Genomic DNA, 22,131 nt, shown 5'->3' with positions numbered 1-22,131 from the left:
GCCGTTACGGCTTGACGGTGATCGGCACCGGCATCTCGCTGGCCGGGATCTCGCGCACGAGTTCGAAGAGGTCCCACTCGCTCTTGCCGTCCTTCTTCATGCGGAACTGGTACTGCACCTGCATGGCCTGGTGGTCTTCCTTGCGGAAGGTCATCTTGCCCTTGGGCGTGTCGAACTCCATGCCCTCCATGGCCGCGATGAGCTTGGGCGTGTCCACGCTGCCGGCCTTGCGGATGCCCGCCACCACGGCCGCCGCAGCCGTGAAGCCGCCGGCGGTGAACAGATCGGGCGGCACGTTGTAGCGCTTCCTGTGCTCGGCCACGAGCCAGTCGTTCATGGGGTTCTTGGGGAAGTCGTAGTAGTAGAAGGTGCCGCCGCCGATGTCCAAGCCCTTCCACGGCTTGGCGTTCTCCAGGTTGGCACCGCCGATGGACAGGAACTCGATGCCGTAGCGGCCCGGGTTCAGCTCGGAGATCTTGCGGATCGGGTTCGGCGCGCCCCAGATCACCACCAGGTACTTGTTGCCCTTCAAGTCCTTCATGCGGTCGAAGATGCGCTGCATGGGCGCGGTGAAGTCGGTGGTGGCCAGCGGGATGAACTCGTCGTGCACCAGGTTGGCCTTGCGCTTGGTGGCGCCCAGCGCGTCCTTGAAGGCCTTGACGCCGTCCTTGCCATAGACATAGTCGGGCGCGAGGAAGGCCACGTTGTCGCCATCCTTGAGCGCCGCCGCCGTAGCCAGTGCGTCCTGGAACGAGTTGCGGCTGGCGCGGAACAGGTACTTGTTCCAGGCCGATCCGGTCAGCGAATCGGCAATCGCCGGCTCCAGCATCAGGATCTTGCCGTACTCCTCGGCCACGGGCGCCATGGCCAGCGCGCCACCCGACCACGAGGTGCCGATGGCGATGTCGGCCTTGTCGTCGGCGTAGGCCTGGGTCAGCAGCGCCTTGGACTGCTCGGGCTTCATCTGGTCGTCCTTGACGATCAGTTCGATCTTGCGGTCCAGCAGCGTCATGGAGCCCTGCGTCAGGTACTCCAGCGCCAGGCGCACGCCGCGTTCGGTGTCGCGCGCGTACTGCTCCGACGGGCCGGTCTTGCTCGCGATCAGCGCGATCTTGATGGGTTTGCCGGCCTGGGCCAGCACGGTGTGCGGCACGGCCCAGCAGGCCAGGGCCGCGGTGGCGGCGAGGACGAATTTCTTCAGCATGGCTTGTCTCCTTCGATGTGTTGGGCGCAGTCAACCCACGGCGCGGCGCTGGCCCTTCCAGTAGGGCTCGCGCAGCACGCGCTTCAGGATCTTTCCGCTCGGGTTGCGCGGCAAGGCCTCGACGATGTCCACGCTCTTGGGGCACTTGTAGTGCGCCAGGTGCTCGCGCATGAAGGCGATGACGCCGGCCGCGTCGGCCGTGTGGCCGGGCCGCAGCACCACGCAGGCTTTCACCGCCTCGCCCCAGGTGCTGTCGGGCACGCCGATCACGGCGCCGTCGGCCACGGCCGGGTGGCGCATCAGCACGTTCTCGACCTCGGCGGGATAGATGTTCTCGCCGCCCGAGACGATCATGTCCTTGATGCGGTCGTGGATGTAGAGGTAGCCGTCCTTGAGGTAGCCGCCGTCGCCCGAGCGGAACCAGCCGCCGTTGGCGTTGCGCCCTTCCGGGTAGGCGGCGGCGGTGGCCTCGGGGTTGCGCCAGTACGCCAGCAGGTTGCGGTCGGACTCGATCCACACCTCGCCGACCGCGCCCTCCTCCACATCCGCCTGGGTGATCGGGTCCACGATGCGCAGCCGCGCGCCGCCGATGGGCCGGCCCGCCGCGCGCAGCAGTTCCGCATCGCCGGCGCGGTGGTCCTCGGGCATCAGGAAGGTGGCCGGGCCGGAGACCTCGGTCAGGCCGTAGACCTGCAGGAAGTCGCAGCCGAACACGGCGAAGGCCTGCTGCAGCACGGTCTCGCTGATCGGCGAGCCGCCGTAGGCGATCAGCTGCAGCGCCGGCTTCGGGCTTTCCCTGGCGCCCGGCACCTGCAGCATGAACAGCAGCATGGCCGGCACCACGAAGGTGTGGGTGATGCCGTGCGCGGCGAAGGCCGCCAGGTAGGCCTTGGGGTCGAAGTCCGGGTACGAGGCGGTCTGCCCGCCCGTGTAGAGCGTGAGCAGCAGCATGGTCATGCCGGCCACGTGGAACACCGGCAGCGGATTGCCCAGCACATGCCGCGCGTCGAACTTCCAGTCGCGCGCCACCACGCGCGAGGTCGACAACAGCCCGGCGTGCGACAGCACGACGCCCTTGGGCAGGCCGGTCGTGCCCGAGGAGTACAGCTGCAGCGCCGCGTCCTGCGCATCCACCGCCACGGGCGTGCATTGCGCGTCGAAGCCGGCGTACCAGTCGGCCAGGCCGGGCACGGTGCCGCTGCCGCTGCCGCTGCCGCCCAGCGTGCTGACCAGGGTGGTGATGCCCGGCAGTTCCGCCGCCTGCACGGTGGGCAGGAACTCGGCATCGGCCATCAGGAAGCTGGCCTCGCCGTGGTTGACGATGTAGGCCACCTCGGCCCCCGTGAGGCGCCAGTTCACGGGCATGCAGACGGCGCCCAGCTTGCAGGCCGCCAGCGTGACCAGCAGGCACTCGATGTGGTGCTTGGTCAGCACCGCCACGCGGCTGCCGCGGCCCACGCCGCTGGCGGCCAGCGCGTTGGCCAGCCGGTTGGTCTCGCGCTCCACATCGGCGAACGTGAGACGGCGCTCGCCGCAGCGGTAGGCCAGGGCCTGCGGCCGGGTGGCGAGCTGGCGGGCCAGGCCATCGACCAGTGTGCGGTCGTTCGTGGCGGGGTCTTGCATGCGCATGTCCTTCGTTGGAAAGCAGGTCCGGCGGCCCGGCAGCCGGCCGCCTGCAACCGGCCACCGTGCCCTCGTGGCGATGGCGGAAGGCTACCGGCGGGGTTGCACCGGCTCTTGCGTCAACTCGCTGTGGCACTGCGGGTCTGCCCGGACGGACCGCCGATCAGCGCAGCGCCTGGGCGCAAGACTTGGCGGCGCCTGCGATGGATGAATGCGCGCACAGACGCCGCGCGGGGACGCAGGTGCACGCAGTGGCCGGCCTGCGGCCCTGTGCGCCGGTCCGCTCAGAAGCTGTGAATGAACCGATCGCGTCCACGACGGGGTGCGCCGGGCCACAGGCGTAGGCGCAGTCCGCCGCCCGGGCTCGTGCCCGGGCAAGGACTGCAACGCCCGCATGTGGCTTGGCGCGCCCCGGCCCGAAGGGCGAGGCCCTGGGAGCAGCGGTCGCAACGTGAGAAGTTCGTCATTGGGGGCCTCGCGTGGGCGTGAGCGGTTCGTTCACAGCTTCTCAGAACCCGTACAGCGCGGCTGGGTTGTCCACGAGGATGCGCTGGGCGCGCTGCGTGTCGCCGATGCACGCCAGTGCCCAGTCGAGCAGCGCCCTGTTGTCGGGCTGGGGCTGCACGTTGGGGTGCGGCCAGTTGCTGGCCCAGATGCAGCGTTCGGCATGGTGCTCGGCCAACGCACGCGCGAGCGGCGCCACGTCGGCATAGGCCGGCGGGCCGCTGCGCGAGGTTTCATAGGGCGCAGCCAGCTTGACCCAGCAGCGGCCGGCGTCGAGCACACGGCGCAGCGCGCCGAAGGCCGCGTCGTCCGGCGTGGTCGGTCCCAGGAACTTGCCGATGTGGTCGATCACGAGCTTGCCTGGCAGTCGCCGCAGCCGCTCCACATGCTGCGGCACGTCTCGCCCGTCGAACTGCAGGTCGATGTGCCAGTCCAGCGGCTGCACGCGCGCGGCCAGGGTCTCCAGCGCGTCCCAAGGCAGCAGGCCGCCGGACAGCATCATGAAGCGGATGCCGCGCGCGCCGGCCGCATGCAGGCGTTCGAGTTTGGCGTCGGACACGTCGGGCGGCACCACCACCACGGCCCGCCCGTCGGCGCCCAGCCCCGCCACGGCCGCCAGCGTGCAGGCGTTGTCGAAACCATAGCCCGTGGGCTGCACGATCACCGCGCGGCGCAGGCCCAGGGCCTGCTGCACGGCGCGGTAGGCCGACAGCGGCGCATCGGGCGGCGTGAAGGTGGCGGTGGGCGCCAGCGCGTAGCCGGGCTCGTAGATGTGCACGTGGCAGTCGCACGCGCCGTCGAAAGTGGCAGTGGTCATGGAAGTTCCAGGGGAGTCAGGCCGTGGCGGCAGCGAAGGCAGGCCAGCGCCGCACGCGCGTGGCATCGCCCGCGTTGACGGCCCCGGGCGGCATCTCGCCGCGCAGCAGCGCGCCGATCTGCGCGACGGTTTCCAGCGCCTGGTGCTCGATGGCTGGCGGCGTGAGCCCGCCGATGTGCGGCGCGGCCACCACGCGCGGGTGGCAGGCCAGCGCGGGGCTGGGCATCTGGTCGGGCGCCATGCCCACGTCGAGCGCGGCACCGGCCAGGTGGCCGCTGTCGAGCGCGGCCCGCAGCGCAGCCTCGTCCACGAGCTCGCCGCGCGCCGCGTTCACGAAGAAGCTGCCGGGCCGCATGGCGGCGAAGGCTGCGGCGTCGAACAAATGGTGGGTCTCGGGCTTGGCCGGCGCCAGGCAGACCACGAAGTCGCTCTCGGCCAGCAGCGCGGGCAGCGGCGCCTGACGCAGCGCGCCCTCGGCAGGCACGGCCTCGGGCGCGGCCACGCGCACCTGCATGCCCAGCGCCAGCGCCAGCTCGCACAGGTAGCGCGCGATCTGGCCGTAGCCCACCACGCCCAGCGTGCTGCCGCGCAGCTGCCGGCCCATGACCGGCGTCGGCACCTGGCCCGCGTGGTAGGCCGCGGTGTAGCGGCTGGTGCCCCGGCCCAGGTCGACCATGGCGCCGACGATCCATTCCGACACCGAGGCGATGAAGCCCGCGCTGGCCTGGGTGACCAGCACGCCGTGGCGGCTGGCGGCCGGCACGTCCACGGTGCGGATGTCGATGGCACAGCGCACGAAGGCGGCCAGCTGCGGGCGGGCCGCGAACAGCGCCTCGGGGCCGGCCGTGCCGCGGTAGGCGATGAGTGCGTCGCAACCGTCCAGCGCATCGACGAGTTCGGGCAGGGCGAGTTCGCGTGCCTCGGGGTTGCAGCGCACCTCGGCCACGCTGCGCAGCTGCGCGAGTGCGCGCTGGCCAAAGTAGTGCTCGAGCTTGTCCTGCGGATGGCTCACAAAAACCGTCGTCATGTCCTCGCCTTGTCTGCAAGCGGTGGCGGTGCCACGGAGCCGCGCTCGACGAGCCGCACCTGGCGAAAGATCTGTTCGGGCGGCGGCGCGCCTTCGCCCGCGATGGCCTCCACCATGGCCTGCGCCATCTCGCGGATGGGCAGCTGCACATGGGTCAGGCCGGGGTTGGACAACGCGGCCAGGAACAGGCCGTCGATGCCCACGACCGAGACCTGGCCGGGCACGTCCACCCCACCCTCGCGCAGCCCGGCCATGAGGCCCAGCGCCATCAGGTCGTTGAGCGCGACCAGGCCGGTCGGCCGCCCGGGGTCGGCCGCCAGCTGCAGGCCCATGGCGCGGCCGACCTCGGCGATCACCGAGTCGCCGTACTCGTCCAGCGGCCCGCCGTCCAGCACCTTCGCGCTGTCGGCCAGGCCAGCGGCCGCAGCGGCGGCATGGAAGCCCGCCATCTTGTCGCGCCGGCTCATGGTCATGCCGGCCACCGTGATGAAGGCCAGCCGGCGGTGGCCGTGCGCGACCAGGTGGGCGGTAGCCAGGCGGCCGGCCTCGAAGTTGTCGGGCGTCACGTGGCCCACGGCCGAGGGCTGGCCAGGCGTGGCGCGCCGGTCGTAGCTCATCACGGCCATGCCGCGCTCCACGGCCGACTCCAGGTGCCGCTCCTCGGCCAGCGAGGAGATCACGATCACGCGGCGCACGCCGTGGGCCAGCATGTCCTCGAAGAAGGCGGCCTCCTTGGCCGCATCGCGGTAGGTGCTGCCAATCAAGAGGCGCAGGCCGAAGCGCTCCTGCGCGCAGGTCTCCACCTCGCGCGCGATGAAGCCGTACATGGGGTTGGCCATCGACGGCACGAGCAGGCCGAGCAGCGGCGTCTGCCCGGTCTTGAGCTGCTGGGCCAGCTTGCTGGGGCGGAATTGCAAGGCCGCGATGGCGGCCTGCACGCGCTCGCGCGTCTCGGGCCGCATGCGGTCGGCCCGGCCGTTGAGCACGTTGGAGACCGTGCTGGCCGAGACCTCGGCATGGCGGGCGACGTCCTGGATGGTGGTCACGTGGGAAGAAGCTGTTCAGTTGTTCAATGGGCCAGCGCGCAGTCGCAGGGCACGAAACCGGCTCGCAAGCAGCGGTTCAGAAGGCCGCGGAGCAGGCCATGCAAGTGCACCCGCGGGGCCGGCTCTGCCGGACCGCTGGGTGCGCCCCTGGAGGGGGATGGGACTTCTACACGCCCTTCGAAATCCAAACGGGGTGGTTTCATTTCACAGGCCGAGCCGGTTCGGCAGCCACAGCGAGAACGCGGGCACGAGCACCAGCACGATGAGCGTGGCCAGCAGCACTGCCAGGTACTTCATCATAGGCCGGGCCACATCGCGCACCGTGGTGCCCGTGATCGCGCAGGTGGCGAACAGGCCCAGGCCGATCGGCGGTGCGAACAGGCCCAGGCCCATGGCGATGACCATGACCGTGCCGAAGTGCAGCAGGTCGATGCCGAGCTGCTGCGCAATGGGGGCCAGCAGCGGGCCGAAGATGATGAGCGCGGGCGCGCCTTCCAGCACGGCGCCGAACACGATCATGATGCCGACGGCCAGCAGCAGGAACATGGTGCTGCCGTAGTCCTGCGCGAACGCGATCATCCAGCCCGAGACCATCTGCGGAATCTGCTCGATGGTCAGCGCGAACGACACGCTGGAGGCCGCCGCGACGATGAACAGGATGCTGCCCGCCATGGAGGCCGAACGCTTGAACAGCGCTGCCACCGAGGCCATGCTCAGTTCGCGGAAGGCCAGGCCGCCGACCACCAGCGCGTAGACCACGGCGAAGGCCGAGACCTCGGTGGAGGTGGCCACGCCCGAGGTCACGCCCTTGCCGATCATGCCGACCATGAGCAGCGCCACCAGCGCGCCACCGATCAGCGGCAGCAGCGCGGTGCGCTTGTCGAAGGCATCGTCGGGGTTGATCTTCTTGCCCACGATCACCGCGATCACGGCCAGCGACAGCGCCAGCACCGCGGCCGGGATCAGCCCGGCCATGAACAGCCCTGCGATCGAGATGTTCGCAACGAAACCCATGATGATCATGTTGATGCAGGGCGGAATCGTCTCGGCCATCACGGCCGTGCAGGCCAGCAGGCCCGCGGCCTCGTTCGGGTCCTGCTTGGTGCGGCGCACGGCCGGCATCACGATGCCGCCCACGGCCGCGATGTCGGCCAGCTTGGATCCCGACACGCCCGAAAAGAAGGCCGTGGCCAGGATGGAGATGATGCCCAGGCCGCCGCGCACGCGGCCGAACATGCGCAGCAAGAGCTCGATGAGCCGGGCCGACATGCCATTGGCCTCCATCAGCAGGCCGGCCAGCACGAAGAACGGGATCGCCAGCAGCACGAAGTGGTCGGCCCCGGCCATGACCTGCTGCGAGTACACCAGCATCGGCAGGCTGGGGTCGGACAGGAAGTACAGCAGCGCCGCGAAGGCCAGCGCGAAGCCGATCGGCACGCCCAGCACCAGGCCGCCGACGAAGCCCACGGCCAGCAGCAGGCCGTGCGGAATCGCGTGGCTGGGCAGCACCAGGTTCCAGCCATAGACCACCAGCGCGGCGACCACGCAGCCGATGAGCGTGGCGCGCACCAGGCGGCCCGGGCCGTTGCAGGCGTTGGCGATGCCGAACAGCGTCATGAACGCGCTGCCGAACACCACCGGGAACACGTAAAGCCATTGCGGCAGGCCGATCGAGGTGGTCTGCTCCCAGGTGTCCACCAGCAGCAGCACCGAGGACAGGCACAGGCTGGCCGACACGCCGGCGATGATCCAGTGCACGACCTGGATCATGGCTGGCCGCCAGGCGCTGGGCAGCATGTCGCGGAACAGGTCCACGCCCACATGCTGGCTGCGTGCCAGCACGGTGGCGGCACCGAAGAACACCAGCACGATCATGAGTGCGCGCGCGATCTCCTCGGCCCAGTCCACCGGGTCGTGCAGGAAGTAGCGGAAGACGACCGACAGGAACACCACGACCACGTCGACCGCGAGCACGATGCCCGACAGGGCCTCGGTCGCGCGCGTGAGGCGGCCGAGCCAGTTACCGGCCGTGGTGTCGGAACGGAAACCCAGCGTGGGTGCTGCGCCAACTGCTGCGCTCACGCCTGGCTCCTCGCCGCGTCGATCGCCTTGAACAGAGGCTCGGTCACCGGATACTGCTTGGCGAAGCCCGACCACAGCGATTTCTGCATCTCGGCACGCACCGTGGCGCGCTCGTTGGCCGCCATCGGGAAGAAGCTCATGCCCTTGGCCTTGAGTTCCTCCACCGCCGCCGCGCTCTTCTGGCTGGCGATGGTGCGCTGCTGCGCAGTGGCATCGGCCACGGCCTTCATGAAGGCGGGCTTGAGGTCGGCCGGGATCTTGCCCAGGCCGCGCTTGCCGATCACCACCACCATGGGGCTGAACAGATGCTCGGTCAGCCAGCAGGACTTGGTGACCTCGTTGAGCTTGCTGGCCAGCACGGTGGCGGCGTCGTGCTCGAAGCCGTCGACCACGCCGGTCTGCGCCGCCATGTAGAGCTCGCCAAACGGGATGGGCGTGGGGATGGCGCCCATGGCCTTGAAGGTCTCGATGAAGGCCGGCGTGGGCAGCACACGCAGCTTGACGCCCTTGATTTCGGCCAGCGATTTCACCTGCGCCTTGGTGTAGACGCTGCGCGCACCGAAGTGCGAGGCCCAGGTCAGCACCGAGCAGCCCGAGCGCTTGTTCAGGATCTCGTCCAGCTGCCTGCCGACGCTGCCGTCCAACGCCTTGCCGGCATGAAAGTAGCTGTCGAACAGATAGCCCAGGTCCAGCATGCCGATCTCGGGCGCCACGGTGGCAAAGATCGACGAGCCGGTGACCACCATGTCGATGGAGCCGACCTTGACCTGCTGCACCACGTCGGCCTCCTTGCCGAGCTGGTTGTTCGGGAAGTAGTCGATCTTGAAGCGCTCGCCGGTGGAGGCCTTCAGCGCCGTCTCGAAGCTGCGGTACCAGACGAAGTGCGCGGCGTTGTCGTCGGCCAGCATGGACGAGGAAAAGCGCAGCGCGATCGGCGCCTGGGCCCGCACCACCCAGGGCGCGGCGGCGACGGAAGACAAGGCGGCGGTCTGCAAGAAGCTTCGGCGGGATGGCATGGCGGTCTCCTGATCGTTTGTGCATCGGTTTACTGAATCGATTTACTATATCGATACACTTCGCTCGAATGCACCGGGTTTACCCGCAAACCTGGCCCCGGAGCGAGCGGCGCATGCGACACCGCGCCGGGCAGCGCCGCGCTAGAGTGCGCGGCATGCACACCACCGCCCCCTTCTCCTCCGCCATCCCGGCCCTGCCCGGCTGGCGCCGTCTGCAGAGCAACGGCATCTCCATGGCCGCCAGCATGGTCGAGGCCACGCCGGGCCGACCCACCGTGGTGCTGCTGCACGGCTTTCCCGAACTGGCCTACTCGTGGCGCCACCAGGTCGCCGCGCTGGCCGCGGCCGGCTACGGCGTGCTGGCACCCGACCTGCGCGGCTACGGCGAGACCGGCGCGCAAGGCACGGTGGAGGACTACCGCATGCAGAACCTCGCGCTGGACGTGACCGGCCTGCTCGATGCGCTGGGCATTGCGCGCGCGGTGGTCGTCGGCCATGACTTCGGCGGCGCACTGGCCTGGACGCTGGCACGCGACCATGCCGACCGCGTGCTGGGCGTGGTCTCGCTGAACACGCCCTACACGCGCCGCACCGAGACCGACCTCGTGGAGACCATGCGCCGCACGCGCGGCCCCACGCACTACATGGTGCAGTACCAGGAGCCCGGCGTCGGCGAGAAGCTGCTGGGCGAGGATGTGGACGCCACGCTGCGGGGCCTGATGCGCCGCCCCGGCGTGACCCTGGCCGAATTCGAACAGGTATCCCCCGACTTGCAGGCGCTGCCGGCCGAGTTGTTCAAGGGCCACGACAAGGTCATGGGCGCGCCGTTGCTCAGCGAGGAGGAACTGGCCGTGTTCGTGCGCGCCTACGAGCGCAACGGCTTCACGGGCCCGCTCAACTGGTACCGCAACCTGCGCCGCAACTGGGAAGACACGGCCGCCACGCCCGACAACGTCGGTGTGCCCGCGCTCATGGTCAGCGCAGCGCAGGACATCTTCCTGCCACCCGCGACCACGCGCGGCATGGAGCGCATCGTGCCCGACCTGGAGCGCGCCACCGTGGCCGACTGCGGGCACTGGACGCAGCAGGAGAAGCCCGAGGAGGTCAACGCGCTGCTGCTGGAGTGGATCGGGCGGCGCTTCGCGACACAGCAGCGCTGAGACCAGCGCATTCGCCCGCGCACCTCAGGCCGATGCTGCGAGCTCCACGTGCAGCTGCAAGCCCAGCGCGCGCGCCACATCGCCCAATGCAGCGGTGACCAATGCCGGATCACCGTCTTCCAGTGCCGCCGTCAGGTCCTCCGCGCAGGCCTGCTCGGTCGTCAGGCAATCGACCGCATCGAAGACCGCCATCGTTCACAGTCATTCCGGGCGCTCGAACGATCAGCCCTCGCCCCGACCAGGCACCGACCTCCCGGCGGGCGCACGAGCCGCCGTCTGCGACCTCATTTGGGCTCGCGCGGCGCGCCCACCACGCAGCGCCGCCGACCGCCGCGGCGGTGGCGTTCAGCGCCCCGTCCACACCGGCTTCCTCTTCTCGTTGAACGCCGCCAGGCCCTCGCGCGCGTCCTCGGTCATGGCCAGCAGCGCGATCTGGCTCTCGGTGTAGGCGATGCCCTCGTCGAAGGACATTGCGGCCATGGCGCGCATCGCGTACTTGCCGCGCCGGATGGCGGTGGGCGACTTGCCGGCCAGGCGCTCGGCCAGCCAGTCGGTCTTGGCGTCCAGCGCCGCCCCCGGCACCACGTAGTTCACGAGACCTGCCTCGCGCGCCTCGTCGGCACCGAAGGGCTCGCCGGTCAGGCACCACTCGCGCACGGTGCGGCGCGGGACAATGTCCTGCAGCAGGCTCAGCACCTGCATGGGGAACAGGCCGATCTTGACCTCGGGCAGGCCGAACTGCGCATGCTTGGCCGCAACCGCCAAATCGGTCATGCAGGCCAGACCCACGCCGCCGGCCATGCAGACGCCGTTGATGCGCGCGATCGAGGGCAGGGTGCCGTTCTGCACCTCGCGCAGCATGTCGGCGTAGTCCACGCTGGGCTGCGACAGGTCGAACGCGAAGCCGGCGCCGGGCTGCAGGTCGCCGCCCGCGCAGAAGGCCTTCTCGCCTGCGCCGGTCAGCACGATCACGCGCACGCCGGGGTCGGCATGGGCGGCACGCCAGCCGGCACGGATGCCGGCCACCACGTCCTTGTTGATGGCGTTGCGCTTGTCGGGGCGGTTGATCGTGATCCACAGCGCGTGGCCGCGCTTGTCGCAGACCACGGCATCGGATGCGGTGTCTCCCATGTGCTTCTCCGGTGGGGTGGTTCAGGCAGCCGCTTCGGCTTCGATCTCGGCGACCACACGCCTGGATGCGACCTGGTCGCCAGTCTTCACGTGCAGCGCCACCAGGCGGCCGGTGCAGGGCGCGGCGTGGATGTGTTCCATCTTCATGGCCTCCAGCGTCACCACCGGCTGGCCGGCCTGCACCACGTCGCCCACGGCCGCCAGCACGGCCACCACGCGGCCGTTCATGGAGGCGCGCAGCTTGCCATCGCCGCCCTGCTCGCCCTGGCGCTGCGCGGCGGCGCGGGTCTGGTCCTGCACGCGCAGCGGCTGGCCGCGCAGCAACAGCAACAGGCTGGCGCCGTCGCGGTGGAACACCGCGCGCTCGCCGAGGCCCGCGCAGGTGAAGCGCGCGGTGTCGGCGCCGATGGCGTCCAGCACCACGTCCAGCCGGGACTCACCGATCTCCACCTGGTAGCGGTGGCGGCTGGGCTGCGTCAGCCTTGCGCTGACGGCCTGGCCTTCGAGTTCGAAGCGCAGGCCGATGGGCAGGCGGTGCGTCATGCGCTGCGCCGAGGCTGCGCGCTGCGCGCCGGTGGTTTCGTCCAGCAGCACGGCGGCGATGGCCGCGGCGCGCACGCGCAGGGCCGCATCGGGCGCCAGCAGCGCATCCTGGTGCTGCGCAATGAAGGCCGTGGTGGCGCCACCGGCCGCGAACACCGGATGCGCCAGGCAGCGCTGCAGAAAGCCCTGGTTGGTCGTGACGCCCAATGCCACGGCATCCTCCAGGCCCGCCAGCAGTTGACGCCGCGCGGCCTCGCGCGAGTCGCCGTGGGCGATGAGCTTGGCGATCATCGAGTCGTAGAACGGCGGGATCTCGGCGCCGGGCTCCAGACCGTGCTCCACGCGCAGCGCGGCGGGCATCTGCCACAGCGCCATGCGGCCGCTCTGGGGCATGAAGCCCTTGTCGGCATCCTCGGCGCACAGGCGCACCTCGATGGCATGGCCTTGGAAACGCACCTGCTCCTGCGTGAGCGGCAGCGGTTCGCCGGCGGCCACGCGCAGCTGCAGCGCCACGAGGTCCAGGCCGGTGATGGCCTCGGTGACTGGGTGCTCGACCTGCAGCCGCGTGTTCATTTCCATGAAGTAGAAGTTGCCGTCGCCATCGAGCAGGAACTCCAGCGTGCCCGCGCCTTCGTAGCGGATGGCCTGCACGGCCTTGACCGCCACCGCACCCATGCGCGCGCGCAGTGCGGCATCGACGGCCGGCGACGGCGCCTCTTCCACGAGCTTCTGGTGGCGGCGCTGCACCGAGCAGTCGCGCTCGCCCAGGTGGATGGCATTGCCATGGCGGTCGGCGAAGACCTGGATCTCGATGTGGCGCGGCTGCACGATGGCGCGTTCCAGGATCACCTCGGGGTCGCCGAAGGCGCTCAGCGCCTCCGAGCGCGCGCTGCGCAGCAGTTCGACGAACTGTTCGGCCGAGGGGACGAGCCGCATGCCGCGCCCACCGCCGCCGGCCGTGGCCTTGACCATCACGGGAAAGCCGATGCGCGCGGCCTCCTGCGCCATGCGTTCTTCGCCCTGGTCCTCGCCCTGGTAGCCCGGGATGCACGGCACGCCGGCCTCGATCATCAAGGCCTTGGCGCCAGCCTTGTGGCCCATCGAACGGATGGCCTCGGCCGAGGGGCCGATGAAGACCAGGCCCGCGTCCTTGCAGGCCTGGGCGAAGTCCTCGTTCTCGGCCAGGAAGCCATAGCCCGGGTGCACGGCGTCGGCGCCGCTCAGGCGGGCCGCTTCGATGATGGCGGGGATGCGCAGGTAGGACTGCGCGGGCAAGGGCTCGCCGATGCAGACGGCCTGGTCGGCCTCGCGCACATGGCGGGCGCCGGCGTCGGCCGTCGAATACACGGCCACCGTGCGGTAGCCCAGCGCGCGCGCCGTGCGGATGATGCGCAGCGCGATCTCGCCGCGGTTGGCGATCAGGATCTTGCGGAAGGGGGTGGTGCGTGTGGTCATGTCGGCTGTTCTTCGCGCTGGGGGGCTGGGGTCGCGTGTGAGGGTGGCGCGTGGGCCGAGGCCACCGGGTGGCTCCTTCCGCGAATGTCCTCCGCCAGAGCCGCAGGCGGCCCAGGCTCCTCCTTTATTTCGCTGCAGGAGCCACCCTGTACCCTCGACCTTGGACACGTTGCGTCGTGCTGGCAAATGCGACGCAACGCTGACCGACCACGTCGACGGTGTGTTCTTCGCAGCGAAATAAAGGAGGAGGTCCGGGCCGCCTGCGGCCCGGACCGGGGGACATTCGCGGAGGAGAGCACACCGTCGGCGTGGTCCGGCCCCGCCTCTCCCATGGGTGCATGGCGCAACGTCATATGTCAATTCCCAGAAGGAAACGTGCCCATGAACTTCGAAAGGATCTGGAGCATCACCTCGTCTGCTCCACCGCCGATGGAGGTCAGCCTGCCGTCGCGGAAGATGCGCGAGATCGGCGTCTCGTCCATGTAACCCATGCCGCCCCAGAACTGCAGGCAGCCGTCGGCCACCTCGCGGACCACGCGGCCGGCCTTGAGCTTGGCCATGGTGGCGGTGCGCGTGGCGTCCTGCCCGGCCACCACCTCCTGCACGCCCTGCCAGCTCAGCGCACGCAGGGCCGCCACCTCGGTCTGCAGTTCGGCCAGCTTGAAGTGCACCCACTGGTTGTCGAGGATGGAGCGGCCGAAGGCACGCCGCTCGCGCGTGTAGGCGACGGTGGTGTCGATGGCGCGCTGCGCCATCGCACCCGCGTTCAGCGCGCCCCAGAGCCGCTCGATCTGGAACTGCTCCATCTGGTAGATGAAGCCCATGCCCTCCTCGCCGATCCGGTAGCGCTGCGGCACGCGCACGCCGTCGAAGTGCAGCTGCGCCGTGTCGGACGCGTGCATGCCCATCTTGACGAGCTTGCGCGCCACGCTGACGCCGGGCGTCTTCATGGGCACGACGATCAGCGACTTGTTCTTGTGCGAGGAGCCTTCCGAGGTGTTGGCCAGCACGACGCAGAAGTCCGCCTGCGTGCCGTTGGTGGTCCACATCTTGCCGCCGTCGATGACGTAGTCGCCGCCCTCCCTGCGCGCCGTGGTCTTCACCGATGCCACGTCCGAGCCGCTGCCGACCTCGGAGACGCCCAGGCAGGCCACGTACTCGCCTGCGATAGCGGGTGCCAGGAACTCCTCGCGCAGCTCCTTGCTGCCGCGGTGTGCCAGCGCCGGCGTGGCCATGTCGGTCTGCACGCCGATGGCCATGGGGACGCCGCCGCAGTGCATGCGGGCCAGGGCCTCGGCCATCACGGCGCCGTAGGAATAGTCCAGGCCGGCACCGCCGTTCTCCTGGGGCTTGGTCAGCCCCAGCATGCCGAGTTCGCCGAGCCGGCGAAAGACCTGATGGGCCGGGAAGATCTGGTCGCGCTCCCATGCGTCGACATGGGGGTTGACCTCCTTGTCGATAAAGCGGATCAGCGTGTCGCGCACGCTCTCGTGTTCGGGCGTCAATTGCATCGCTGTGTTCCTCAAGGGCGGGCGACCGCGAACTGCATGGGCTGGGGCTGGCGCAGCTCGGCCTCGCGGCAGATCGACAGCACGCGGGCCAGCACCTCGCGCGTGTCGCGCGGGTCGATCACGGCGTCGTCCAGCATGCGCGCGCTGGTGGTGAACACGCTCATCTGGCTGTCGAAGCGCTCGATGATGCGGCGCTCCATCTCCGCCAGCTTGGCGCGGTCGACCTCGGCGCCCTTGCGCCTCATGGCGGCCTCGGTCACGTTGACCATGGTCTGGGCGGCCTGCTCGCCGCCCATCACGGCGGTCTTGGCGTTGGGCCACGAGAAGCAGAAGCGCGGATGGAAACCGCGCCCGCACATGCCGTAGTTGCCCGCGCCGAACGAGGCGCCGCAGTAGATGGTGATCTGCGGCACGGTGGCGCAGGTCACGGCCTGGATCATCTTGGAGCCGTGCTTGATGATGCCGGCCTCCTCATACGCCTTGCCGACCATGAAGCCGGTCGTGTTGTTGAGGTACAGGATGGGCGTGCGGCTCTGGCAGCAGGCCTGGATGAAGTGCGTGGCCTTGGTCGCACCGGCCGGGTCGATGGGCCCGTTGTTGGTGACGATGCCCAGCGGCATGCCTTCGACCTTGATGTGGCCGACCACGGTGGCGCCGCCGTAGTTGGCGCCGAACTCCAGGAACTCGGAGTCGTCGGCGATGCGCGCGATGACCTGCTTCATGTCCACCGGGCGCTTGTGGTCCATGGGCATGATGCCCAGCAGTTCCTCGGCGTCGTAGCGCGGCGGCTTGAAGCTGCGCGCGGGCTGGTCCGGCATGCCGCGCTGCCAGTCGATGTTGGCCAGGATCTCGCGGGCGATGCGGATCGCGTCGCGGTCGTCCTCGGCCAGGTAGTCGCCCAGGCCGGAGATGGACGTGTGCATCTCGGCGCCGCCGAGTTCCTCCTCGGTGGCGATCTCGCCCGTGGCGGCCTTGAGCAGCGGCGGGCCGGCCAGGAAGGCGCGCGAGCGGCCCCGCACCATGACGATGTAGTCCGACAGCCCGGTCTGGTAGGCCCCGCCGGCCGTGGACGAGCCGTGCGTGACGGTGACCACGGGCAGGCCTGCGGCCGAGAGGCGCGCGAGGTTGCGGAACAGGTTGCCGCCCGTCACGAACTCCTCGACCTGGTAGGTCATGAGGTTGGCACCCGCGCTCTCGACCAGTTGCACGTAGGGCAGCTTGTTCTCCAGGGCCAGCTCCTGCAGGCGCAGCTGCTTGGGAATGCCCATGGGCTGCAGCGCGCCGGCGTCGATGCCGGAATCCGAGGCGTTGACCATCACGCGCACGCCCGAGACCCAGCCGATGCCGCCGATCACGCCACCGCCGGGCACGCTCTTCTCAAGATCCGGGTTGTCCAGGCCCAGGCCGGCCAGCGCTCCGATCTCCAGGAACGGCGTGCCGGGGTCCAGCAACAACGCGAGGCGTTCGCGCGGCAGCAGTTGGCCGCGCTTTTCGAAGCGCTCGCGCGACTTGCCCGAGGTGGCGATGCTGCGCTGCTCGTAGCCGCGCACGCGGTCGAGCAGGGACAGCATGCCGGTGCGGTTGGCTTCGAAGGCGTCGCCGCCTGGAGAGATGGTGGACTCGATGGTGCTCATGGGGTTTCGCCGTGCTGTGGCAGGAGCCTTGGTTTCGCATGGCAGCTTAGGCAAGGGCGCACAGCGGGTCTTGCGCCGAGTCGCTGCCCCTCAGACGCCGAACTGGCGCGCCGCCAGGTCCTTCATGACCTCTTCCGAGCCACCGCCGATCATCATGACCTTGACCTCGCGGTAGATGCGCTCGCTGGCCGTGCCGCGCATGAAGCCCATGCCACCCAGCAGCTGCACGGCCTGGTCGGCACAGAACTGCATGGCCTGCGTGGCCTGTACCTTGGCCAGGCACACGCGGGCGACGAGTTGGGCAGGGCGCGCGTGCCGGTGCTCGATGCGCCAGGCGAGTTCGTAGACCAAGGTGCGCGCGGCGTCGATGCGCTGCGTCATGTCCATGAGCTTGTGGCGCACCACCTGGCGTTCGGCCAGCGGGCTGCCTGCGATCTGGCGCTGGCGCGCCCAGTCCACGGCCTCGCGCAGGCAGACCTCGGCGAAACCGCAGGCCAGCGCGGCCATGAACAGGCGCTCGCTGTTGAAGTTGTTCATGATCACCTTGAAGCCCTGGTTCTCCTCGCCCACGAGGTTGGCCACGGGCACGCGGCAGTTGTCGAAGCGCAGGTGGGCGGTGTCCGAGCTCCACCAGCCCATCTTGCGCAGCGGCGTGCGCGTGAGGCCGGGCTGGTCGCCATCGATCACGAGCACCGAGATGCCGCCCGCGCTCTTGACCGCGGGATCGGTGCGCACGGCCGTGGTGATGAAGTCGGCCCGCATGCCCGAGGTGATGAAGGTCTTCTCGCCGTTGACGATGTAGTGGTCGCCATCGCGGATGGCGGTGGTGCGCAGGTGCGCCACGTCGGAGCCACCGCTGGGCTCGGTCACGGCCAGGGCCGCGATCTTCTCGCCGCGCAGCACGGGCGGGATCACGCGGCGCTGGATGGCGGCGCTGCCGGCCTTGAGGATGGGCGGCAATGCGATGCTGTGCGAGTTCAGCGAAGCCTGCACGCCGCCGCAACCGCAGCGGGCGAACTCCTCGGCCACGACGAGCTGGTAGAAGATGTCGGCCGGCGTGCCGCCGTACGCCTCTGGATAGCCCAGGCCCTGCACGCCGAGTTCGGCCACGCGCGCATAGAGTTCGCGCGGGAAGGTCTCGGCCTCATCCCAGGCGTTCACATGCGGCGTGATCTCGCGCGCGATGAAGCCACGCAGCGCGGCCCGGAATTGTTCGTGCTCGGGCGTGAAGTAAAAGGGCAGCGCGGGGGCGTCGAGAAAGTCCATGGGGCCTCCAGGTAGGCACCAAGGCTAGCGGCCAGCGCACGCCCCGGTCTTGCGCGAACTGGCTGGAGCCCCCCCGCCCCTGGCGGCGCCGCTCAGCCCGGCAAGGCCGGTCGTGCGCCCTGCACGCCACCCACCCGGAACACCGACACCAGTCCGGCCAGGCCCTGTGCCTGCTCGCGCAGGCTTTGCGCGGCCGCAGAGCTCTGCTCGACCAGGGCGGAGTTCTGCTGCGTCATCTGGTCCAGCTCCGCGACCGACCGGTTGACGCCGGAGATGCCCTGGCTCTGCTCCGATGTGGCGCTACGGATCTCGCCGATGATGTCGTTGACGCGCTGCACCGAATGCACGATCTCCTCCATCGTGCGGCCCGCGTCGGCCACCAGCTGGGTGCCGCTCTCGACCTTCTGCACCGAGGCGCCGATCAGGCCCTTGATCTCCTTGGCCGCCTCGGCCGACCGGCCGGCCAGGCTGCGCACCTCGCTGGCGACGACGGCGAAGCCGCGCCCCTGCTCGCCCGCACGCGCGGCCTCCACCGCTGCGTTGAGCGCCAGGATGTTGGTCTGGAACGCGATGCCGTCGATCACGCCGATGATGTCGCTGATCTTCTTGCTGCTGGTGTTGATGTCGCTCATGGTGCTGACCACCTGCGAGACGACCTGGCCACCGCGCGAGGCCACCTCGGTGGCCGAGGCCACCAGTTGGCTGGCGGTACCGGCCGAGCCCGCGGTCTGCTGCACCGTGGCGGTCAGCTGTTCCATCGACGCGGCGGTGCTCTGCAGGCTGCTGGCCGTCTGCTCGGTGCGGTTGGACAGGTCGGCGTTGCCCTGCGCGATCTCGCTGGAGGCGGTGGCGATGCTGTCGGTGGACGAACGCACATTGCCCACGATGTTCGCCAACGAACTGTTCATGTGCTGCAGCGCGCGCATCAGTTCACCGAATTCGTCGAGGCGGCGCGCATCGATGCGCTGCGTCAGGTCGCCCTCGGCGATGGCCGTGGCCACGCGGATGGACTCCTGCAGCGGCTGGCGGATCGAGCGCACCAGCCACCAGGCGACCAGCATGCCCAGCAACACCACGATGACCGCGCCCGCCGCGCCCCAGGACGCGCTGGCCTCGCGCGCGCGGTCGGCCGCGGCAGCCGCGTCGGCACCCTTGCGGCGCTGCAGCTCGACGAACACGTCGATCGACTCCAGGTAGGCGCGGGCGGCGGCGCTGTATTCGCCCTGGACCAATGCGATCGCCGCGGCCCGCTCGCCGGCGGCACCGAGTTCGCGGGCCTTGCGGCTGGCCGTCAGCAGCGCGCCGCCCTTGGCGACGATGTCCTTGAGCTGGGTCTGGTCCGTGGGCGCAGCGGCCTGCTTGGTGATGCTCTCGCGCAGCTTGGCGATGCGGTCGGCGTCGCCCGCCACGTTGGCCTTGAAGAGCTCGCCCACCGCAGGGTCGGCGCTGATGGCCGAAGCCATGCTGCGGATGACCGCTGCTTCGGTCAGGCCCTTCCAGAGCATGGACTGCTCGATCAGGGCATTCGCCGCCGTCATGGCCGCCAGGGATTGCCGGTACGCCTGGCCGGCGTTGTACAGCGTCAGGCCGCCGAGCGCGACGACAGCGAGCAACAGCAGCAGCATGGAGGACCAGAGTTTGTGGGCGACGCGCAAGCGGTTGAGGAACATGGTTGAAGACGGGCTGTACGCCGCGGCAAAGGTCTACGGGGGCGATCGGCAAGAGTGGTTACTTGTCCAAAAAATGAGCAATATCTCGCGAGATTATGTGATGTGAAATGAACAAATTGCAATCTTCTTTGCCAGCGCCTCGACACAAGCGGCGGCGAAGGCCAGGGGCTAAGCTGCTTGTCCGCCATCGACAGGAGACACCGCATGAGCCCATCTGCCGCCACCGCCAGGACCGTCCGCATCGGCGGGGCCTCAGGCTTCTGGGGCGACAGCATGGTGGCAGCGCCGCAACTGGTGCGCGGCGGCCGGCTCGACTACCTGGTGTTCGACTACCTGGCGGAGACCACCATGGCCATCCTGGCCGCCGCGCGGGCCAGGAAACCGGAGCTGGGCTATGCGACAGACTTTGTCGACATCGCGATGAAGTCCGTGCTGGCCGAGGTCAAGCGCCAGGGCATCCGCGTGGTCAGCAACGCCGGCGGCATCAACCCGCAGGGCTGCGCTGCGGCGCTGCAAGCGCTGGCCGATTCGCAGGGCATCGCGCTGCGCATCGCGGTGGTCGAGGGCGACGACGTGAGCGCGCAGATGCCTGCGCTGCGTGCGGCCGGCGCACGCGACATGTTCACCGGTGAACCGCTGCCCGAGAAGGTGCTGAGCGCCAACGCCTACCTGGGCGCCACGCCGATCGCAGCGGCGCTGGCGGCCGGCGCCGACGTGGTCATCACCGGCCGCTGCGTGGACAGCGCCGTGACGCTGGGCGCGCTCATGCACGCCTTCGGCTGGGCTGCCGACGACCACGACCGGCTGGCCTCGGGCAGCTTGGCCGGCCACATCATCGAATGCGGCTGCCAGGCCACGGGCGGCCTGCACACGGACTGGGAGGACGTGCCGGACTGGGCCCACATGGGCTACCCGGTCGTGGAGTGCAGCGCCGACGGCAGCTTCGTCGTGACCAAGCCCGAAGGCACTGGCGGCAGGATGCTGCGCGCCAACGTGGCCGAGCAGTTGCTCTACGAGATCGGCGACCCGGGCGACTACCTGCTGCCCGATGTGCGCTGCGACTTCCGCTTCGTCGAGATCACGCAACTGGATGCAGAACGCGTGCGGGTGGGCCCGGCCCGTGGCAGCGCGCCGACGCCGCACTACAAGGTCTCGGCCACGCAGTTCGATGGCTTTCGCTGCGCGGGCAGCATGGTGTTCGTCGGCATCGACGCGGCGAAGAAGGCGCGCCGCACGGGCGAGGCCATCCTCGCGCGCACCAGCGAGATCCTGCAGGCCCAGGGCCTGCCGCCCTACACCTCGACCTACCTGGAGGTGCTGGGCGCCGAGACGCTGTACGGCCCGCATGCGCGCACTGCGGCGGCACGCGAGGTGATGCTGCGCGTGGTCGCCAACCATCCGGACAAGAACGCGCTGGCAATGTTCGCGCGCGAGATCGCGCCCTCGGGCACCTCCTGGGCGCCGGGCACGACCAGCCCGGGCGGTGGGCGGCCGGCGGTGTCGCCGCTGGTCAAGCCCTTCGCTTTCCTGCTCGACAAGCGCGCCGTGCAGGTCAGCGTGTCGCTCGACGGCCAGCGCCAGGGCATGGAGATGGGGCCCGGCAGCGCGCAGAGCGGCGCGGCGCCCGTCCCACCCGTGCCGGCGTGGTCCGAACCGGACGAGCCCAGCGCGCAAGTGCGCCTGATCGACCTGGCCTGGGCGCGCAGCGGCGACAAGGGCGACATCTCCAACATCGGCATCGTGGCGCGCCGGCCCGAATGGCTGCCGCTGCTGTGGGACCGGCTCACGCCCGCCGTGGTCGCGGCCTACTTCGCGCACATGGTGCACGGCCGCGTCGAACGCTTCTACCTGCCCGGCATCGCGGCCATGAACCTCCTGCTGCACGAAGCGCTGGACGGTGGCGGCCCGTCGTCCATGCGCATGGACCCGCTGGGCAAGGGCATGGCGCAGATGCTGCTGGACATCAGCATCCCGGTGCCCGCCAGCGTGGCACGCGCAGCCCGCAGCCACTGAAACCGCCAAAGAAAAAGGCCTTGCGACGAATCGCAAGGCCTTTCGATCTGGAGCGGGAAAAGAGTCTCGAACTCTCGACCTCAACCTTGGCAAGGTTGCGCTCTACCAACTGAGCTATTCCCGCATCTTTCTTCACCGTTGCAGAGCGATGCCTTCTCTGCAACTGGAGCGGGAGAAGAGTCTCGAACTCTCGACCTCAACCTTGGCAAGGTTGCGCTCTACCAACTGAGCTACTCCCGCATCATTCTTCGCAGCTGCAGAGCGATGCCTTCTCTGCAGCCTTGTACTTTCGTACCAATTTGGAGCGGGAAAAGAGTCTCGAACTCTCGACCTCAACCTTGGCAAGGTTGCGCTCTACCAACTGAGCTATTCCCGCGAAGCCTCAGATTATAGACCAAAAAAATCCACTCCAAGGCCGGACCAACGAAC

Annotated in this window: 16 protein-coding genes and 3 tRNA genes; 2 read left to right on the top strand and 17 right to left on the bottom strand. The window is 69.5% G+C overall.

Annotated elements, in window-relative coordinates:
• Positions 1-4 precede the first annotated feature (4 nt).
• The 7 genes from ACSQ4M_RS16700 to ACSQ4M_RS16670 form a co-directional block, all read right to left on the bottom strand.
• On the bottom strand, positions 5-1,204 hold the full coding sequence (locus ACSQ4M_RS16700) for a substrate-binding domain-containing protein (protein WP_436190556.1): 1,200 nt from the start codon (positions 1,202-1,204) through the stop codon (positions 5-7).
• Between the two features lie 30 nt (positions 1,205-1,234).
• Positions 1,235-2,827 carry a long-chain-fatty-acid--CoA ligase gene (locus ACSQ4M_RS16695; protein WP_436190555.1) on the bottom strand — a complete coding sequence of 531 codons (1,593 nt, stop codon included), beginning with the start codon at positions 2,825-2,827 and terminating at the stop codon, positions 1,235-1,237.
• A 508-nt stretch (positions 2,828-3,335) separates the two neighbouring features.
• Positions 3,336-4,148, bottom strand: a complete 813-nt coding sequence (locus ACSQ4M_RS16690) for an amidohydrolase family protein (RefSeq protein WP_436190554.1) — start codon at positions 4,146-4,148, stop codon at positions 3,336-3,338.
• Between the two features lie 16 nt (positions 4,149-4,164).
• The gene (locus tag ACSQ4M_RS16685; protein WP_436190553.1) at positions 4,165-5,175 is read right to left on the bottom strand and encodes a hydroxyacid dehydrogenase; all 1,011 of its coding nucleotides are present in this window, start codon (positions 5,173-5,175) and stop codon (positions 4,165-4,167) included.
• Positions 5,172-6,221 carry a LacI family DNA-binding transcriptional regulator gene (locus ACSQ4M_RS16680; protein ID WP_436190552.1) on the bottom strand — a complete coding sequence of 350 codons (1,050 nt, stop codon included), beginning with the start codon at positions 6,219-6,221 and terminating at the stop codon, positions 5,172-5,174. The genes ACSQ4M_RS16685 and ACSQ4M_RS16680 overlap by 4 nt, the downstream gene beginning before the upstream one ends.
• Before the next feature lie 204 nt (positions 6,222-6,425).
• A complete protein-coding gene (locus ACSQ4M_RS16675) occupies positions 6,426-8,273 on the bottom strand; it encodes a TRAP transporter large permease (RefSeq protein ID WP_436194027.1) in 1,848 nt (615 codons plus the stop codon).
• Between the two features lie 26 nt (positions 8,274-8,299).
• Positions 8,300-9,319, bottom strand: coding sequence for a TRAP transporter substrate-binding protein (locus ACSQ4M_RS16670; protein WP_436190551.1), 1,020 nt, complete (start codon positions 9,317-9,319; stop codon positions 8,300-8,302).
• 155 nt (positions 9,320-9,474) lie between these two features.
• Here ACSQ4M_RS16670 and ACSQ4M_RS16665 point away from each other — a divergent pair, with 155 nt between their 5' ends.
• A complete protein-coding gene (locus ACSQ4M_RS16665; protein WP_436190550.1) occupies positions 9,475-10,479 on the top strand; it encodes an alpha/beta fold hydrolase in 1,005 nt (334 codons plus the stop codon).
• Between the two features lie 24 nt (positions 10,480-10,503).
• Here ACSQ4M_RS16665 and ACSQ4M_RS16660 read toward each other — a convergent pair whose 3' ends face one another.
• The 7 genes from ACSQ4M_RS16660 to ACSQ4M_RS16630 all read right to left on the bottom strand — a co-directional run bounded on the left by ACSQ4M_RS16660 (position 10,504) and on the right by ACSQ4M_RS16630 (position 19,644).
• Positions 10,504-10,671 (bottom strand): DNA-binding protein, encoded by a 168-nt coding sequence (locus tag ACSQ4M_RS16660; protein ID WP_436190549.1) that lies wholly within the window; start codon positions 10,669-10,671, stop codon positions 10,504-10,506.
• Between the two features lie 153 nt (positions 10,672-10,824).
• Entirely contained in the window at positions 10,825-11,610 is a 786-nt protein-coding gene (locus ACSQ4M_RS16655) for an enoyl-CoA hydratase/isomerase family protein (RefSeq protein WP_436190548.1), read from the bottom strand.
• A gap of 21 nt (positions 11,611-11,631) precedes the next feature.
• Positions 11,632-13,608 carry an acetyl-CoA carboxylase biotin carboxylase subunit gene (locus tag ACSQ4M_RS16650; RefSeq protein ID WP_436190547.1) on the bottom strand — a complete coding sequence of 659 codons (1,977 nt, stop codon included), beginning with the start codon at positions 13,606-13,608 and terminating at the stop codon, positions 11,632-11,634.
• 356 nt (positions 13,609-13,964) lie between these two features.
• On the bottom strand, positions 13,965-15,119 hold the full coding sequence (locus tag ACSQ4M_RS16645) for an acyl-CoA dehydrogenase family protein (protein ID WP_436190546.1): 1,155 nt from the start codon (positions 15,117-15,119) through the stop codon (positions 13,965-13,967).
• A gap of 11 nt (positions 15,120-15,130) precedes the next feature.
• Positions 15,131-16,753, bottom strand: a complete 1,623-nt coding sequence (locus ACSQ4M_RS16640) for an acyl-CoA carboxylase subunit beta (RefSeq protein WP_436190545.1) — start codon at positions 16,751-16,753, stop codon at positions 15,131-15,133.
• Positions 16,754-16,843: 90 nt separating this feature from the next.
• Positions 16,844-18,019 carry an acyl-CoA dehydrogenase family protein gene (locus ACSQ4M_RS16635; RefSeq protein ID WP_436190544.1) on the bottom strand — a complete coding sequence of 392 codons (1,176 nt, stop codon included), beginning with the start codon at positions 18,017-18,019 and terminating at the stop codon, positions 16,844-16,846.
• 92 nt (positions 18,020-18,111) lie between these two features.
• A complete protein-coding gene (locus ACSQ4M_RS16630; protein WP_436190543.1) occupies positions 18,112-19,644 on the bottom strand; it encodes a methyl-accepting chemotaxis protein in 1,533 nt (510 codons plus the stop codon).
• 249 nt (positions 19,645-19,893) lie between these two features.
• On the opposite strand from ACSQ4M_RS16630, the gene ACSQ4M_RS16625 reads away from it, so the two are divergent.
• Complete coding sequence (locus tag ACSQ4M_RS16625) at positions 19,894-21,702, top strand: acyclic terpene utilization AtuA family protein (RefSeq protein ID WP_436190542.1); 1,809 nt, start codon at positions 19,894-19,896, stop codon at positions 21,700-21,702.
• Positions 21,703-21,750: 48 nt separating this feature from the next.
• Here the strand turns inward: ACSQ4M_RS16625 and ACSQ4M_RS16620 are convergent.
• From ACSQ4M_RS16620 to ACSQ4M_RS16610, 3 genes are all read right to left on the bottom strand, one after another.
• Positions 21,751-21,826 (bottom strand) — tRNA-Gly (locus tag ACSQ4M_RS16620).
• A gap of 40 nt (positions 21,827-21,866) precedes the next feature.
• Positions 21,867-21,942 (bottom strand) — tRNA-Gly (locus ACSQ4M_RS16615).
• A gap of 60 nt (positions 21,943-22,002) precedes the next feature.
• A tRNA-Gly gene (locus ACSQ4M_RS16610) sits at positions 22,003-22,078 on the bottom strand.
• Between the last annotated feature and the right edge of the window lie 53 nt (positions 22,079-22,131).

Source organism: Pseudorhodoferax sp. LjRoot39 (genome assembly GCF_964253035.1).
Lineage (GTDB): Bacteria > Pseudomonadota > Gammaproteobacteria > Burkholderiales > Burkholderiaceae_C > Pseudorhodoferax.
Note: the sequence above shows the minus strand (reverse complement) of the source record. Positions and strands in the feature narration are given on the sequence as shown.